12 protein-coding genes are annotated in these 17,270 nt (G+C 46.5%); 6 read left to right on the forward strand and 6 right to left on the reverse strand.

The genetic code is table 11. The features are described from left to right. Nucleotides 1-29: 29 nt before the first annotated feature. Nucleotides 30-1,217, reverse strand: coding sequence for an ATP-binding protein (locus tag NQ518_RS01275; protein WP_227961077.1), 1,188 nt, complete (start codon nucleotides 1,215-1,217; stop codon nucleotides 30-32). A 135-nt stretch (nucleotides 1,218-1,352) separates the two neighbouring features. Here NQ518_RS01275 and NQ518_RS01280 point away from each other — a divergent pair, with 135 nt between their 5' ends. Continuing rightward, nucleotides 1,353-2,462 (forward strand): hypothetical protein, encoded by a 1,110-nt coding sequence (locus NQ518_RS01280; RefSeq protein WP_227961075.1) that lies wholly within the window; start codon nucleotides 1,353-1,355, stop codon nucleotides 2,460-2,462. 213 nt (nucleotides 2,463-2,675) lie between these two features. On the opposite strand, the gene NQ518_RS01285 is transcribed toward NQ518_RS01280, so the two are convergent. Together NQ518_RS01285 and NQ518_RS01290 are read right to left on the reverse strand one after the other, a co-directional pair. Next, nucleotides 2,676-3,035: a hypothetical protein gene (locus NQ518_RS01285; RefSeq protein ID WP_227961073.1), complete on the reverse strand. Its 360-nt coding sequence runs from the start codon at nucleotides 3,033-3,035 to the stop codon at nucleotides 2,676-2,678. 41 nt (nucleotides 3,036-3,076) lie between these two features. Continuing rightward, nucleotides 3,077-3,973: a DMT family transporter gene (locus NQ518_RS01290; protein ID WP_227962454.1), complete on the reverse strand. Its 897-nt coding sequence runs from the start codon at nucleotides 3,971-3,973 to the stop codon at nucleotides 3,077-3,079. A gap of 134 nt (nucleotides 3,974-4,107) precedes the next feature. Between NQ518_RS01290 and NQ518_RS01295 the strand changes: the two genes are divergently transcribed. Further along, nucleotides 4,108-6,822, forward strand: a complete 2,715-nt coding sequence (locus NQ518_RS01295) for a 3'-5' exonuclease (protein ID WP_227961071.1) — start codon at nucleotides 4,108-4,110, stop codon at nucleotides 6,820-6,822. Nucleotides 6,823-6,949: 127 nt separating this feature from the next. Here the strand turns inward: NQ518_RS01295 and NQ518_RS01300 are convergent, their stop codons facing one another. Next, the gene (locus NQ518_RS01300; protein WP_227207920.1) at nucleotides 6,950-8,410 is read right to left on the reverse strand and encodes an aminoacyl-histidine dipeptidase; all 1,461 of its coding nucleotides are present in this window, start codon (nucleotides 8,408-8,410) and stop codon (nucleotides 6,950-6,952) included. Nucleotides 8,411-8,503: 93 nt separating this feature from the next. On the opposite strand from NQ518_RS01300, the gene NQ518_RS01305 reads away from it, so the two are divergent. The 4 genes from NQ518_RS01305 to NQ518_RS01320 all read left to right on the forward strand — a co-directional run bounded on the left by NQ518_RS01305 (nucleotide 8,504) and on the right by NQ518_RS01320 (nucleotide 14,277). Further along, a complete protein-coding gene (locus NQ518_RS01305) occupies nucleotides 8,504-8,698 on the forward strand; it encodes a hypothetical protein (protein ID WP_040562775.1) in 195 nt (64 codons plus the stop codon). A 77-nt stretch (nucleotides 8,699-8,775) separates the two neighbouring features. Further along, the gene (locus NQ518_RS01310) at nucleotides 8,776-9,393 is read left to right on the forward strand and encodes an OmpH/Skp family outer membrane protein (RefSeq protein WP_004349517.1); all 618 of its coding nucleotides are present in this window, start codon (nucleotides 8,776-8,778) and stop codon (nucleotides 9,391-9,393) included. A gap of 200 nt (nucleotides 9,394-9,593) precedes the next feature. Continuing rightward, nucleotides 9,594-11,975, forward strand: coding sequence for a carboxypeptidase regulatory-like domain-containing protein (locus tag NQ518_RS01315; RefSeq protein ID WP_227961070.1), 2,382 nt, complete (start codon nucleotides 9,594-9,596; stop codon nucleotides 11,973-11,975). 166 nt (nucleotides 11,976-12,141) lie between these two features. After that, nucleotides 12,142-14,277, forward strand: coding sequence for a M6 family metalloprotease domain-containing protein (locus tag NQ518_RS01320; protein ID WP_227961068.1), 2,136 nt, complete (start codon nucleotides 12,142-12,144; stop codon nucleotides 14,275-14,277). A gap of 506 nt (nucleotides 14,278-14,783) precedes the next feature. On the opposite strand, the gene NQ518_RS01325 is transcribed toward NQ518_RS01320, so the two are convergent. Together NQ518_RS01325 and galK are read right to left on the reverse strand one after the other, a co-directional pair. Then, nucleotides 14,784-15,950, reverse strand: a complete 1,167-nt coding sequence (locus NQ518_RS01325) for an aldose epimerase family protein (protein WP_374211127.1) — start codon at nucleotides 15,948-15,950, stop codon at nucleotides 14,784-14,786. Nucleotides 15,951-16,046: 96 nt separating this feature from the next. Further along, nucleotides 16,047-17,207, reverse strand: a complete 1,161-nt coding sequence (gene galK, locus NQ518_RS01330; protein WP_004349510.1) for a galactokinase — start codon at nucleotides 17,205-17,207, stop codon at nucleotides 16,047-16,049. Between the last annotated feature and the right edge of the window lie 63 nt (nucleotides 17,208-17,270).

A 17,270-nucleotide genomic window follows, 5' to 3' on the forward strand; every position in this document is an offset into this window, starting at 1 on the left:
CTTGTCTTGATTCGCCCCTCTGTCGCCTGTCAATATAGAAAACCAAACAGCCATAGGGGGATGCGGTTGTCTTGTCCCACCTCTGTGTTGTATCGGGCGTAGACGGTATCACTGCTGTAATGTATCTTATGTTCGCTCTTTGCATCGCAAATTCTGAACTTCTGTTTGCCGTCAACCAGGTAGAAACGGTCTTTGCCAGCTTGGTTCACTGCGTGGTCTTTCCACATGCAGTTCACGAAGAAAGTCTCCATCAAGTCTTGTGTATCTGCCTTGTTCGGATAGATCACATATTGCAGATTGGTGTTGTGCATCATCACTTTGCTGGGCTTCTTCGGGAAATCTTGACCCATGGGATAGATGATGTTAATCAATCGGGCATCGGCCAGGTATTTGATGTAATTCATCACCGTAGCGCGACTGGTATGTATCTCGTGCGCCAGATTGCTGATATTAGGCGCACACTGCCCTTCAGTGGCCAACAGGTAGAACAACTTCTTGATTTTTGTGAGGTATTTCAGTTCAATTTGCTTGATGAGCAGAATGTCTACTTCCGTCATCATGTTCATGGTCTTCAGCAGATTCTCCGAGAAATTGCGATTCTCCAGGAAGAATGGGTAGAAGCCATGGTGGATATAGTCCATGAAGTATTTCGCCGGACTGGCCTTTGGCAGGATTTGCTTGATGATGTATTCGTGATTCGTGAGTATCTCGTCAAGCGTGTAAGGCGTAAACTGGTTGTTGGTCTTGAGGTTGAGAAACTCGCGAAACGAGAATCCTCGCAGATTATAACTCTTCACGATGCCGTTCAGTTCGGGATTCTCTTCCTTGAGCCTCATCACGCTCGAGCCGGTGAAAATCACCTTCAACTCCGGAAAACGGTCGTGGCATCGCCTTAGCTCCTCACTCCAGTTGGGCTGCTTGAACACCTGATCAATGAGCAGCACCTTACCGCCCTGCTCAACAAATTGCTTCGCAAAATCATCTATTCCGCAGCCTTGGAAGTAGAAGTTGTTCATGTTGATGTACAGGCAGCGGCGATCAGTACTCTCAAAATTTTCTTGTGCGTATTGCAACAAGAATGTGGTCTTTCCCACACCTCTTGTTCCCTTGATGCCTATCAAGCGGTCGTTCCAGTCAATCTCATCCATGAGGGTGCGACGAACTGGCGCTTTGGTGTGCTCTACAAGGCTTTTATGAGTGCGGAAGAAAGATTCCATTTCTAAATCCTTTTAAATTGCATAATCGTCACTGCAAAGATACTATTTATTTCTATAATTGCAAACTCTATATTGCAAAATATCATCTTTTTTTATTATTTTTGTACCCAGTTAAAAGAATGAGGCTTTCCGACGATGAAATTACATATCTTCAATCCAGATCACGATGTAGCATTGGCGTCCAACATGGATGCTTTCACAGCTCCGCATGCCGCACGCGAATTGCGTGCCGACTTAGGCTATCTGCCGGCTCTGTGGGCTGATGACGGTGATATGGTGCTGGTGGATGACGTGTCGGCTGCACTCGAATCGGCACGCCGTCTTGGCGGTTTGGTGCATGATGTGTTGTTTATTTCGCATGCCGATTTGTGCCGCTTTCCCATCGATTTCTCCACGGTGAAGGTCGAACCTTGGGGGTGGAACAGGGCCTTGTGTCACTATTTGGTGTCGTCCAACGCGACGTTCAGACAAACAGTGCCCACGGCCAAGCAATTGGATGTTATGCGCAAACTGAGCAGTCGCACGTTTGCTGCAACCCATTTGCTACCTGTTCTTGCTGCGTCACACGAGCGTTTCGTGGGAACCAGCACTTTTTTCTCGGACGATGCCGCTCAGTTGGCCGACCTGCTCATGGCAGACGGTGATCGATTTGTATTGAAGGCACCCTGGAGCAGTAGCGGTAGGGGGTTGAGATATGTAGACCATGATTTCAGTGGCCATGTTGAAGGGTGGTGCCGAAACCTCATCAAAAAGCAGGGTGGCATCATGATAGAGCCGCAATATAATAAGGTCTGTGATTTTGGAATGGAATTCATGGCCATGGACAACGGCCGTGTGGCATACCTTGGTCTATCACTGTTCTCGACGGTTCATGGTGCCTATACGGGCAACATCATCGCTTCGGAGGCGGTGAAGCGCGACATGATGGCGCGGTATGTACCCCTCGAATTGCTCGATTTCATTCAGGCGCATGTTATCTCGCTGGTGGGTTCGCTCTTCAAAGGCAAATATGTGGGGCCGTTTGGCATCGACATGATGGTGGTTCGGATGGAGGATCGCGAGGAGTTGTGCATCCATCCTTGTGTCGAACTCAATCTCCGCCGTACCATGGGGCATGTGGCCTTGGCGTTGACGGAACCGCAGTCAACCGCTCCCAAACAACTCATGCATGTGGAGTACACCGATAAGTATCGCTTGAAAGTCTCGCTGGCCGGTGATGATTTGCTGATACCGTATGTCTTATAAATGGTTTGATACACAGCTTATTATTTACTTCTTTTGAAGTAAAGCATGTCCTCGTTTCTCTTCTTTTTTCCCTTGTGAAACTAAAAGCATTGACTTTGAAGGTTAATGTCTATGACTTTGGGGTCCAAAGTCATAGACATTGATGCCCAAAGTCAACGTCCTTGGTTGGCAGCCTTCGTGGGGCGCCATCCGTGGGGGCTGTGAGCCCCGTTTTTAATTCGATTTTCTGGTGGGTTTCGTGCGAGGTTTACTCGGGTTTTTCAGATAGCGTGTCCAAGCGTATGGCCGTCGGTTGAGCAAATAGTTGGGATCGTCCATGTGTCTGTATGCCTCGCGCTCAAATGAAATGTTCAGGTAGGCGCGCCCGCTCATCGGCAGGCGAACGAGCCACTCGATGACGTAGAAAAGATAGAAGAATATAAATCCCAGTTCAATCATCTGTCGGGTATGGATGCGCTCATGCTGGATAAGGTCGGCCGTGATGGTCGTTCCCTTGCGGCAAAACAACATTCCCAGAATGTTGATGGCATCATAATTTTTGAAGGGTATCAGTCGGTTGTGAACGATGAGCATGGGTGTGATGTGAACGATTTTTTGTGTGTTTCCGTGTTTTATTATTCCACGTTTTTTCTGGTGATGATGTAGGCACTCAGCAAAACGAGAATGCCGGCCACCGGTTTGTCCCAGGTCAGCACGTCCTGTCCGATGTAGATGGCTACCAACGAAGCAACCACAGGTTGCAGATTGGTGTAAATGCTTACGGTGGTAGCGGTCAGGTAGCGCATGGCGAACGGTATGGCAAAGTAGCCCATCACGGTAGCGAACAGCACGATGAAGGCCATTTCGGCTACGCCTGTCCAGGCCCATGCGGCAGAGAAAAGTTTCTGCTGACCCCATTCGGGGGCGGCAAATGGCAGCACGGCGATGGTAGAAATGAGGAAAATCCACTTCATCTGGGTCACGGCCGAGTACTTCTGAGAAACGTTTCGGGTAATCAACAGATAGATGACCCAGGTGAGCAGACTCAGAATGGTGAGGAAGATGCCCAGCACGTCGTTGGTTCCTGAGCCGCCCTGCCAGCCCATGAATACCATCAATAGCGCACCGGCAATACCGATGAGTACGCCTATCGTCTTCTTTCCATTGAGCGTCTCTTTCAAAAAAACGGCTGCCATCAGCATGGTGGCAACGGGTGTCAGTGTGGCAATCAGTGAAAAGTAAACGGGCGTGGTGTATACCAAAGCCCAGGCGGTGAGCGTTTGTGAAACCACGAATCCAAGCAAACCACCCAGCATAATGATGAGTAAGTCTTTGCGTTCAACATGCTCTTTGGGCATGAACAGACTAATCAACCAGAATATCACCGCAGCACCCAGGCATCGGGTGAACATGTATCCCATGGGCGACACCCATTCGTCGAGCAAGAGTTTGGTAACGGGTACACCTAAACCAAAGATTACGTTGGCCAGTATCACGGCACTGTGTGCCTGTATTTTGTTTTTATTTTTCATCATGTTTAATTGGGTTTGCGTTGCGAGTAGATGGTCATTCATCGTCTACAAATCAACTGCAAATATAGTATTTTTTTGGAGAATGCCGGGTAGCTCAAATAAAAATGATATATTTGTAGGATTAAACGATAACGATGCAGGCCATGAACACGAATAAGATTCAGACAACTTTTACGCCCGACCAGTTTCAACAGGCGGTGATACAGGCCGAGGGTGGGTACCACCTGGTGCTGGCTCCGCCGGGATGTGGCAAGACCCAAATTCTCACCGAGCGCATTCGTAGGGCGCACGAACAAGGAATGCCATTCGATAAGATGCTGTGTTTGACGTTTACAAACCGCGCTGCCCGTGGCATGAAAGAACGTATTGAGGCGCATATTGCGGATGAAGGCGTTAACGAGGTGTATGTAGGAAACGTGCATCGGTTTTGTTCCAAATTCTTGTTCGACAATAGTTTGGTGCCTGCCGAGAGTTCGGTTATTGACGATGACGATGCTGTCAGCATCCTGGCTCGCTATCGGGATGAGGACGAATATGCGGTGCAGGCGAATTATCGAGCGAAAAGTGAATATACGGAGGTGTTTCATTTTGCGGGATTCATCCATCAACTGGTGCATGAACATCCCAAAAAACTGCGTCTACACCCTGAATGTGTGACGGCAAGGGACGTGACGGCGTTGCGCACGTTGTGCCAAGTGCAGCGAATGGAGATGACGCCTGCCACGATGTTGAATGTGTTCAGGCATTCGGATGTGTACGAGGATCTCATCCAGACCGAGGCATACGACCTGGGAAGTCAGCGTGATATTGGTGCCTTGCTGAAAAAGATGGACCAGGCGCGGCATTACATGGCGTACAAGAAAGAGAACAAACTGCTGGATTTTGAGGACTTGTTGATGCTTACTTACGATGCGCTGCGGGCCGACGACAAGCATGAGCTGAAGCGGTATGACTGGATACAGGTTGATGAGGTGCAAGACCTCAACCCGTTGCAGCTGGCACTTGTCGACGGTTTTACAAGTAGCGACTTCCACACCGTGATGTATCTGGGTGACGAGCAGCAGGCCATCTTTTCGTTCATGGGTGCCAAGATGAGCACGCTGGACGCCCTGAGGGAGCGTTGTGAGGGGCATGTTCACCGGCTGTTTGTCAACCATCGTTCCCCTCAATATCTGCTTGAAGTGTTCAATGTGTATGCCGAACAGCAGCTGGGAATAGACAAAAACGTGCTGCCAACGACCAATTATCTTCCCCAACGTAAGGGAGATGAGTTGCAAGTGATGGATAGCGTGACCATTGACTCGGAATACCGTGACGTTGCTGATGTGGTGAATCGGTTGCAAGCGGCGGATGCGAGGGAAACATCGGCGGTCATCGTGAGCGCCAATGCCGATGCCGAAATGATGAGTAGGGCGTTGAACGACTTGTCATTATCGCATTTTAAGGTGTCGGGAGATGATTTGTTCGCCTCGCAGGGCGTGAAGTTGCTGCTGGCACACCTGAATGTTTTGGCCAACGAGCACAACTTCATCGGTTGGTCACGATTGTTCATGGGGCTGCATGTCTTTGAGAGCAATGCGGCGGCGCGTGGCTTTGTGCGAGGATTGTTGGACAGGGCGATGCTACCAACCGACCTTCTGATATATCCAGAGAGCAGTTATGTGCAGGAATTTGTAAAGTGTTATGAGCAGCAGGATATTGTGGTGTTCGACACAGAAACCACCGGACTGAATGTTTTTGAGGACGACATCGTGCAGATTGCAGCTGTCAGGATGCGGCAAGGGAAAGTGGTTCCAGGCTCGTCGTTTGTCGTTTTTATGGAAACCGACCGTGACATTCCGCAACGACTGGGAGAGATTGAAAATCCATTGATTGCTGAAATGCAGCGACATGAGCTGCATAGTCATGCTGAAGGGTTACAGATGTTCATGGAATACGTGGGCGACAGCATGCTTTTGGGACATAATGCCGACTACGATTATCATATTCTGGATTTCAATCTGCAACGCTATTTGCCCGCCATATCGTTGAAAGAGCAGTGTCCACGCTATCTGGATTCGCTCAAACTCGTTCGGTTATTAGAGCCAAATCTGCGTGAGTACAAACTCAAGCACTTGCTCTCGGTGTTGCATTTGGAAGGAGAAAACGCCCATTTGGCCGATGCCGACGTTGATGCAACGTGCAATGTGGTGCGCCATTGCTATGGAAAAGCCAAGCTCATGGTACCTTCTCAGTTGGAATGGATACGTCATCCGCGGTTCAAGAAGCGGGCAGAGGTGTTGCGAAAAAACTATTTAGACATATACAATGCGGCCAAACAGCGGCTGTATCAGCGAGAAAAACCTGGCGATGAACCTGTGTTGGTGCAGGAAATGCAACGCTTCTATGCGTTTCTTTGTAGTGAAAAACTGTTGGAACCGCAAGATAAATTGCATTATATCACGCAGTTTCTCACGGATGATATCATTGACCAGGCAGCGGCACCATCGTTGGTGGAGCAGCTGTGGGCCTACGTCACGGAAATAAACACGTTGAAAGAGGCCGACTTGTGTAACAGTCAAACGCTGCAAGAGCGCATCTTTGTGACAACCGTTCACAAGGCAAAAGGACTGGAATTTGACAATGTCATCATCTTTGATGCCGTTGACGGACGCTATCCCAACTTCTACAATCAAAACAACGAACGGCTGTTGGCCGAAGACAAGCGTAAATTTTATGTAGCCATGACGCGGGCAAAGAAACGTCTTTATGTGGCTTGGTCGACCACAAGGATTGACTATTACAATCGTTCTCACCCGCGCGACATCACTCCCTTCATGAGGCCAATACTGCAATTCTTCGAAGAATGAGGGTAGAGAGGGTTGTAAACTTTGTTTAATGTCTTTTACTTTTTGGTAATGACGAATGTAAAGAGCATGAAAAATGGATTCACGGTGTCGGTTGAAACCATGAATCCATTGATGCTATTTGCGTGCACTATTTGCGTACAGGGATGTTCTTCAATATCTCAAGAAGGTGATCCCAAACCATTTGTACGGTAGGGATGTGCAAACGTTCATCGGGTGTATGAACGAAACGAAGCGTGGGTCCGAAGCTAACCATGTCGATATGGGGATAACGTTCCGAGAACAATCCGCACTCAAGTCCTGCATGAATGCCCAATACTTCTGGCTCTTTGTTGAACAATTTCTTGTAAGTCTCGACCGTCAGTTTGACTAATTTGCTGTCTGGGTTCATGTTCCAAGCTGGATAGCCATCGGTTTGTTCAACCTTTGCGCCTGCCAATTGGTAAGCGGCCTTCACGGTGTTACACATATTGTCCAAATTGCTCATCACGTTGCTGCGTTGCGACGACAAGATTTCAACCTTGCCATCCATGGTCTTCACCGCTGCCACGTTGCTTGATGTTTCAACCATATTGGCCAATAATTCATCTTGGCACATGGCAAAGATGCCATTGTCAACGGCTTGCAGAGCCAGTATCAGTTTGCTGCTTACGTCCTTAGGAAGCACCTGTTGGGGCTCGGTACTTTCCATGTTGAACACCATGTCGGTATCTGTAACATGGAATTCTTGCATCACTTCATGATGGAAGACATTCCAATCGGCACGCACTTGCTCTTTCGCATCATTGGGAACGGCGAACACAACCTTTCCATCACGCGGGATGGCGTTGTGCAATTTGCCACTATTAAAACTTGCTAAGCGCAAATCAAATTTCTCTTGTTCGTTGAAAAGAAATCTCGTTAAAACCTTGATGGCATTGGCACGCTTCTTATTGATGTCATCCCCAGAGTGGCCTCCCACCAAACCTTTCAGCGAAATTTGCATGAAGAAGTGGTCCTTTGGAGCCTCTTCTGCCTTGTAATCGAAGGTGGCAATGGTGCTACGGCCACCCGCACAGCTTACATATATTTTGCCTTCGTCTTCAGAATCTAAGTTGATGAGATAATCACCCGTCATGAATCCGGCCTTCATCCCTAACGCTCCCGTTAGTTGTGTCTCTTCGTCAACGGTGAAAACACATTCTATCGGACCGTGTTCAATGTCGTCACTTTCGAGCACAGCCAATTCCATAGCCACGCCGATGCCATCGTCTGCACCGAGCGTTGTGCCCTTGGCGGTAAGCCATTCGCCATCAATGTAGGTCTGGATGGCATCCTTATCGAAATCGAACTCAACGTCTACAAGTTTGTCACACACCATGTCCATGTGGCTCTGGAGTATCACCGTAGCACGATCCTCATAGCCTTTGGTGGCTGGTTTGCGGATAATCACGTTGCCTGTTTCATCTACTGACGTTTCCAGTTGATGACTCTTGCCAAACTCTTTGAGGTATTCTATCATCTTTTCCTCACGCTTGGAAGGGCGTGGTATCTCGTTGATTTTGGCGAACTGCTTGAAGACGCTAGCTGGTTGTAAGTCTTTCTTTTCCATACTATTTTTTCTTATTTTATTTTGTATATTGCTCTATTTGCACTACCTTTGCCAAATTGAAATGACAAAGTGACAGTGCAAATATAATAAGAAATGTTGAAAACATTACTTCTTAGCATGTTAATAATTGCAATATGTATTGCATTGATGGCTGTGAAATTGATTTTTCAGAAGAATGGAAAGTTCGATTCCATGCACATACATGACAGTGACGCTATGAAAGAGCGTGGCATTCATTGTGTGGTAGATCAAGACAAAGAGGCAAGAAAGCAGAATAAGGCGTTTTGAAATGGATGTCATGGGCAGCATGCTGTCATGGTCATGAGACAAAATAATACGTAAACAATTAAATATCAGTATACAAAATGAAGAAAAAGATTATCCGTTCGGTAGCGGTTGCAGCACTTGCGACACTGGCTTTCACGGCATGTGACAATTCAAAACCTCAGGTTGATAAGAAGTCAGAAGGTACAACAGCTGCTGTTCCTACAGACATGAAAATTGCCTATGTTGAGGTAGACAGCATCATGACCCAGTATAAGTTCTGCAAAGACTATAGTTTGATTTTGCAGAAGAAGGGTCAAAACATTCAGAACACGCTGGCTGGAAAGCAGAAACAGTTGGAGCAAGCAGCTGCAAACTTCCAGCAGAAGCTTCAACAAAATGCATATACTCGTGACCAGGCAGAATCCATTCAGGCTGGATTGCAGAAGCAGAGTGCCGATCTACAGGCGCTCAATCAGCGTCTGAGCAATGAGTTTCAAACAGAAACCGATAAGTACAACAAGGCTCTCCGCGACTCCATTCAGCACTTCTTGGCAAGCTATAACAAGGATAAGAAGTATAGCCTCATCCTTTCCAAGGCAGGAGATAATCTGCTGTATGCCGACAAGAGCTATGACATCACCAAGGATGTGGTTGCTGGTTTGAACAAGGCTTATAAGCCAATCGACACAAAGAAAAAGGCTGACGCAAAGAAATAAGAAAGTTTCTTTTGCACAGTTTCCTTCATGGTCATTGTACATGATAAAATCGCGAGCACCTTGTTCGCGATTTTTTTTTTGCTTAATTCAGCAAAGCTTCAATGAGAAAGTAGTGAACGTTCATGAGTAATTGATGGGATTTTAACAGGTTTGTAATGTGATATAATTATTTTTGCGCGAACAAATCTTATAACTATCGTATGATGAAAAGGTGGATTGGCACTGGTATACTGTTGTTAGTTGTTTCCATGGCCATCATGGCACAAGGAAACAGAACGCAAAAGGTATTGGGTAGGGTGACGGACGTTCATGGAAACCCGTTGGCTGATGTTAGTTTGAGCATTTTAAATGCGGAGCCTTTAATTACCCAAACCACAGATAAAGCGGGTCGTTTTGAACTACAAGTACCGTTGGGCAGGCAAGTTTTGCGGGCCAGTTCAGTGGGCTACCAGGACAAGGAGATCAGTTTGTTGTTGGTTATGGGTGAAGAAGTGTCGCTTGATGTCAAACTGGAGTCTGCCACTTATAATCTCAAGGGGGTAGAGGTGAAGCGATATTACAACAAAGCTCGGCCCCTACAGCCGCTTGCCTATGCAGGTGCGCGAAGCTTTAGTGTGGAAGAAACAGAGCGATATGCGGGTTCGTTAGGCGATCCAAGCAGGATGGTGAGGAGCTTTGCAGGCGTGATGCCCATCAACGATTCGCGTAATGAGATCGTGGTGAGAGGCAACTCATCATTAGGGGTGCAATATCGATTGGATGGGATTGAAATTCCAAATCCTAACCATTTCAACGCCGGACTGGGAATGACGGCTGGACAGGTAACTGCCCTTAATATGAATGTTGTTACCAACTCTGATTTTTTATTGGGCGGTTGGCAGGCAACAAAAGGCAATGCACTGGCGGCAATCTTTGATCTGAATCTGAGAAAAGGCAATCCCAACAACCACCAAATGCGCTTCCAGATGGGCTATAATGGAGCCGAACTCATGACAGAGGGGCCGATGAACAAGGATGGTTCGATGACCTATCTTGCCTCCTATCGTTATTCCATCCCAGAGTTGGCAAGCTATGCCATGAAGATTTTTGGCAAATCCATGGCCGTTGTGCCAAGATATCAAGACCTTACCACCAAGATAGATTGGCGCATCCATGAGGGTCACACGCTTTCATTGATTGGCATTGTAGGTACAAGTAGCATTCATCTCAAGACATCAGAACTCTCCGGGGCGGGTACGACCGTGCAAGTTGACAAGCTATCGTTTGACCAAAAGGTTAACTTACGCAGTGGCTTGGCATTGTTAGGTATGGTCTATCATGGCCAACTGGCTGCTCGGACCGATCTTCATGCCACACTTTCTTGGAACTATAATGATATAAAGATGAGAGTGTACAATAAGGAATTGGCCAATCAAGAAGACTTTAAAATGATTTTTACGGATCTAACCAAGGAACGCAAACTCTCGTTTTCGGCCGATATCCGTCATCGATTATCCACGCATCACGACAATCTTTATGTGGGTACGGTTGTCGATCAATATTATCTCAATATGTTCAATGAGGTGGAAGATACACCCTATCCCCTCAATGACGATAGAAGCACATTATCACTTTATCGCGCTTATGCGCAGTATCAACATTTGTTCAGCGATGCTTTTACTGTCACTGCAGGCGTACATGGCAGTTATTTGCCCCTGAATGGCAACTATGCTTTGGAACCACGTGCTGCTGCTGAGTTAAAACTTGGTACCCATCACACCATTGGCCTCGCAGGAGGCCTTTACAGTCAGTTGCCTCCGCACACTTTTTTCTTCGTCAGAGAGGCCGATGGTCATTATTCGGACAGCAATCATCACTTGGGGTTCTCCAAGAGTTGGCATGCAAACCTCTCGCACAACTACCAAATTAACAAGGATTGGCGTGTGCATACAGAACTGTATTGTCAATGGCTTTTTGATATTGCGGCTGAGGACAAGGCCTATGGAGTGTCGCTACTCAATTATGGAGCAGGCGAAAACTCCATGGAACGCATCGCCGGACTTCGCAATATTGGCAGGGGACGAAACTATGGACTTGAACTGACGGTGGAAAAATTCTTCAGCAAAAATTATTTCTTCTTGATGTCCGGCACCCTCTATCGCTCACGCTATACCGACCCAGTACTCAACCATGAATTCAGCACAGTGTTTGATGGTGGTTACATCCTGAATGTCACTGGTGGGTTTGAATGGCCTGTGAGCAGCCGTTGGACCCTCTTTGCCTCACCTCAGTTGGCGCTCTCGGGTGGTTTGAAATACACGCCTGTTGATGAGGTGGCATCTCAAGCGGCTCACGACCAGGTGTACCAATACGATCAGTGGTATCAAAAACAAATGCCTGCTTACTTCAGATTGGACACTCGTTTGGGCGGCAGACTGAATGGTAAGAAGGTTTCACAGGAGTGGGGAATTGACTTGATTAACCTCACCAATCGAAAAAATATCGCATACATGTTTTATGATATTGACAAACGTGCGTATGTGTCACAATATCATTTCTCCTTTTTCCCAATGGTAGTCTACCGCCTACATTTTGGTCTGTAAGCTCAACAGATGTCCATTGGTGAGCGTGCATGATGCTCTTGACACGGTTTTGAAGGCACAAAGCATGTGAACGTACGTGCTTGATGGTGATGTACTTCTTATTTGAATCTTCACAATGATTTTAAAAATCTTTTCATTATTTTTGTCATCAAATAGAAAATATGGCATGAAAAGATTATTCTCCATTTTATTATTTATATGGATGACGCCGTGGATTGTCGCCATACCAGTCAAAAAGAGCGGATGGAAAGTCATTCGTCTTGCGCGTGGAGTAGAGGTAAAAGCGATGTTCAAAGGCGATGAACACTTGCATTACATGGAGGCAGAAGATGGTCAGAAATACGTTTTTGACGAACAACTTCAAGCTTATCGACCTGCCGATTTCACAACCTTAGCAAGAAAAGCTGCTGCAAAAAGATGCAGATTAGCAGCTCGTAGACAGGCAAAGACACGTGTTTCCTTGGGCGAAAAGCACGCTGGCTACGAAGGAAAGAAAAAAGGTTTGATGATTTTGGTGGATTTTGAGGACGCCAAATTCAACGAAACGCATACAAAAGAGCTTTATCAACAGATAACCAATAAGTTGGGATTTGTTCACGAATTGGGATTTAGAGGAAGTGTAAGAGATTATTTCTTAGACCAGAGCAGGGGTAAATTTGATTTAACTTTTGATGTCGTAGGCCCCATACGCATGAAGAAAGGTTATGCTTACTATGGTGCCAACGACCGTGAAGGTTACGATGTCCGACCGCACGAAATGATACAAGAGGCTTGCATGGGTGCAGATGCAGAGGTGGATTTCAAAGATTACGATTGGGATCATGATGGGAAAGTGGATGCGCTTTACGTGTTGTATGCCGGTCAAGGTGAAAATTCAGCAGAAGGACAAGATTCCAAGCGCGTGTGGCCACACCAGGCGGAACTGTCTGAATCCAACTTTGATTTTAACTTGGATCAGGTGACAATCGATACTTATGCCTGTGGTCCTGAATTGTCTTCACGAACACAAATCGAAGGTATCGGAACCATCTGTCATGAGTTTTCGCATGTGTTGGGGCTGCCTGACATGTATGACACGCTTAATGGCGAGGCTTATGGCATGTTTTCATGGGATGTGATGGATCAAGGAAGTTACAACGTTGATGGCTTCGTTCCAGCTGGTTATACCAGTTATGAGCGCACTTATTTAGGTTGGTTGAATCCAATAGAGCTAACCAGCGACCTCACTGTCACGAACATGAAGCCGCTCAGTGAACAGGGTGAGGCCTATGTTATTTACAACGAAAACAATAGAAATGAATATTACCTGTTGGAAAATAGGCAAAAAACAGGTTGGGATGCAGGACTTGGTGGAGAAGGATTGCTGATTCTTCATGTTGATTTTGATGCCAAGACATGGGCCGACAATACTGTGAACAGTCAGAAAGATCATCAAAGATGTACTATTTTTCATGCCGACAATTCAGATGTTTACCTCGACATGTGGGGAAATTATAGTGCCTCAGAGATTGCAGGCGATGCCTATCCATATAAGGCCAATGACAGTCTGACAGCCAATTCTAAGCCTGCGGCCCGTTTGTTCAATGCGAATAGGTGGGGAACCTATTTCATGAATAAGGACGTGAATGAGATAACAAGAAATGATGACGGAACCATTTCTTTTCGTTTCAAGGTGGTTGCTGCCTCAACAAAACCGAATCAGACGCCGTCTGACGGCATTTTATTCCACGAAACATTTGACCAGTGTAAGGGAACGGGTGGAAATGACGGCAAGTTTAGCGGGCAAGTGGCCCGAAGCATGAATGATTTCATGACGGATATGGAAGGCTGGAACGTGCCATCAGGTGCCGCATACGGTGGCGACCGATGTGCGAAGTTTGGCACATCGTCAAAAAATGGCACCGTGTTGTCACCCGAATTTGTTGCGCACGGTAAAGACACACTCATCTTCGTGGCTGCACCTTTTGGAAAAGATGTTAACACGTTGGATGTGTACATCAACGACTCGCCGTTGGGCGTCTTTACATTGGAAAGAGGGAAGTGGACTACCATCAAGGTTCCTTTCACGGGAACCGGAGCGACGACCATCCAATTTATACCTTACAACCGCTTTTTCTTGGATGACGTAAAGGTGATAGGACCTACGAACAAGCAGGAAACTGGTATCAAACAGCTTGAGGCCAAGCCCAACACTCGCCAGCCTTTCAAAATTTATAATCTCAATGGACAGTTCGTGGGAACCAAACTCGATGCCCTGCCAAAGGGGATATACATCTTGGATGGAAAGAAAATTCTGAAATAAGCGGACAATTAAATCATTGTCTTACTTTTTAAAACAAATGCTTTGCCTTCACAGAATGGACTCCCGAAGGCGTGCTGTCGTCCGTGTAACCTGACAACGTGAACTATCAAAAAAAATTGATTGTCTCACGACAACCAATCTTCATTAACCTTAATAATCTAATACCATGAAAAACACAATGCAAAGGTAGTAAAATATTTCATCCGTGCAAGTTTTCTGGTCTATACAGGGCGTTTTTATAACATAAATTATATTTTTAATCTGCCATTTAAACTTCCTTTGCATCCTTCTCGGCTGAATCTTTAATAATACGTACTTGACGGATTCTCTTTGAGAGATGCCATTTCGATATAGATGATTACGACCGAGCCGACCCTTAAAATGTTATATCGAAAGTAAGAAACTGTTGATGGCGGTAATGAAAAAAGTAGGAGACAAACCTCCATGATGGGCGTTTATCTCCTACTTGATAGCGTTGATGCGGAACATTGTTGCCGCAGCGGGGTTTATCTTACACTAAACTTATAGGCAACGTGACTGAAATATTTCTCACCTGGCTTGAGGTAAGGTGAAGGCCAGTCTTTCTTGTTTGGAGAATCAGGGAATTTCTGGGTCTCCAAACAAACTGAGGCACGCTGTGGATAGGCGATGCCCTTTTTGCCGATGACACTGCCAGAAAGGAAGTTGCCAGAATAAACCTGTATACCTGGTTCGTTGGTGTACACTTCCATATAGATGCCCGACTCGGGAGAGTATAGGCTGGCAGCTACCTTGGTGTCGTCACCCTTACCGTCCTTGTAGGTGTTCAGCACATAGTTGTGGTCATACCCTCTGCCATATTTGAGTTGTGTGAAGGTAGTGTCCCCGATGGTTTCATACAGTGCGTGACGCTTGGTGAAGTCCATGGGTGTGCCATAAACTGGTTTGATTTCTCCTGTTGTCATAAAGGTACTGTCGCAGGGTGTATAGTTGTCGGCATTGACATAAAGAACCATGTTGGTGCCGGCCTTTGAGGGATCGCCAGAGAGGTTGAAGTACGAGTGATTCGTCATGTTGATGACGGTTTCTTCGTCGGTGGTAGCCTCAAACTTCATGTCCAGGGTGTTGTCGCTGGTTACCGTGTAGGTAACTGTTGCCGTTACATTGCCAGGGAAGTTGTTGTCACCGTCAGGAGAATGCAAGACAAGCTGTAGCGTTGAGTCGTTCAACTGGTTACCTTCGTATACAGAATATTGCCAGCCTGAGGGACCACCATGCAGACAGTGTCCAAAGTTGTTGCGTGGCAATTGAATCTTCTTTCCTGCAACAGTGATTTGACCCTGATTGATGCGGTTGGCGTAACGACCAATGGCTGCGCCGAAATCGCTGGCGTTATTGACAGAATCGGCATACTGCGCAATGTTGTCATATCCTAGCACTACATCGGTAGCAACACCGGCTTTGTTGGGTACGCAGATTGACACGACGCGTGCACCAAAGTTTGTGACGCAAACTTCCATGTCATTGCTGTTCTTTAAAACGAACAGCTTAACTGGCTTTTCGTTGAGTGTTGTGTCGAACTTGGCAGGGTCTAAGCCTGAAACAGTTAACTTACTGCTGTCACTGGACGAGCAACCCGTAAACAGTGCCATGGCAAATGCTGCGCCCACGAATAATCCTTTAGTTAGTTTCATCTTGAATGTTTTTGGTAATATTTGTTATGAATGAGTAAAAACAAAAAGATACCTGTTATCACAATGTTGATAACAGATATCTTTCTTTGCTATCAATTAGCATACTTTGTGAGAGCCCTGGCTGATGACTACGTCATAGATTTCAGGTTTCTTGCCAAATTTAGCAAGATATTTTTCTGTGACATCGGCCACGAACTTGTCATGAATTTCATCCTTCACCAGGTTGATGGTGCAGCCACCGAAGCCACCGCCCATGATACGACTGCCTGTAACGCCGTTCTCTTTGGCAACGTCATTGAGGAAATCAAGCTCTTCGCAAGATACCTCATAGTCCTTGCTCAGACCTTCATGGGTCTCGTACATCTTCTTACCCACCGTCTCGTAGTCGCCAGCTTCCAATGCATCGCATACGGCCAGCACGCGGTCTTTCTCACCCAGAACGAAGCGGGCGCGGTTGTAATCTTCCTCACCAACTTCGGCTTTCACGGCTTCTAATTGCTCCCATGTGCAGTCGCGCAGGGTTTCAAATTTCTCATTGGGGTACTTGGCTGCAATGTGTTTAACGACATTCTCGCAAGATTTGCGACGGTCGTTGTATGGCGAACCAACTAATTCGTGTTTCACGCATGAGTTGACGAGCATGAGTCTGTAGCCCTCTGGGTTGAATGGGAAGTATTCGAACTCGCGACTACGGCAGTCGAGGCGCATGAGCTTACCCTCTTGTCCGAAGACACTGGCAAACTGATCCATGATACCGCAGTTAACGCCTACATACTTGTGCTCTGTAGCTTGTCCTGCCAAAGCCATGTCCCATTTAGACACTTTGTTATCACCAAACAAATCATTCAAGGCAAAGGCGAAACAGCTTTCCAATGCTGCCGATGAAGACATACCAGCACCTAAGGGCACATCGCCAGAGAAAGCGGTGTTGAAGCCTTTTACGTCGACGCCGAGTTTCTTCATTTCTTGCACCATGCCGTAGATGTAGCGTGCCCAACTGGTGCGGGGACCTTCGGGATCGTCTACCTTAAACTCTACACGGTCTTTCATATCTATAGCGTAGCACATGACCGTATTGGTGCCATTGGGGCGAACTTCAGCCATGATTCCCTTGTCTACTGCGCCTGGAAATACGAATCCACCGTTATAATCTGTATGTTCGCCAATCAAATTAATACGACCTGGTGAGAAATAAATATTTCCTGTTTTGCCATCAAAGTGCTTGATGAAACGACTTCTTACATGATCTATGTCCATCATAATTAATAGGGTTTAGGGGTTTATAATCTAAAAATTGTTTTATCATAAAAAATGCTGAAT

Source organism: Hoylesella buccalis ATCC 35310 (assembly GCF_025151385.1).
In the GTDB taxonomy this organism is placed as follows: domain Bacteria; phylum Bacteroidota; class Bacteroidia; order Bacteroidales; family Bacteroidaceae; genus Prevotella; species Prevotella buccalis.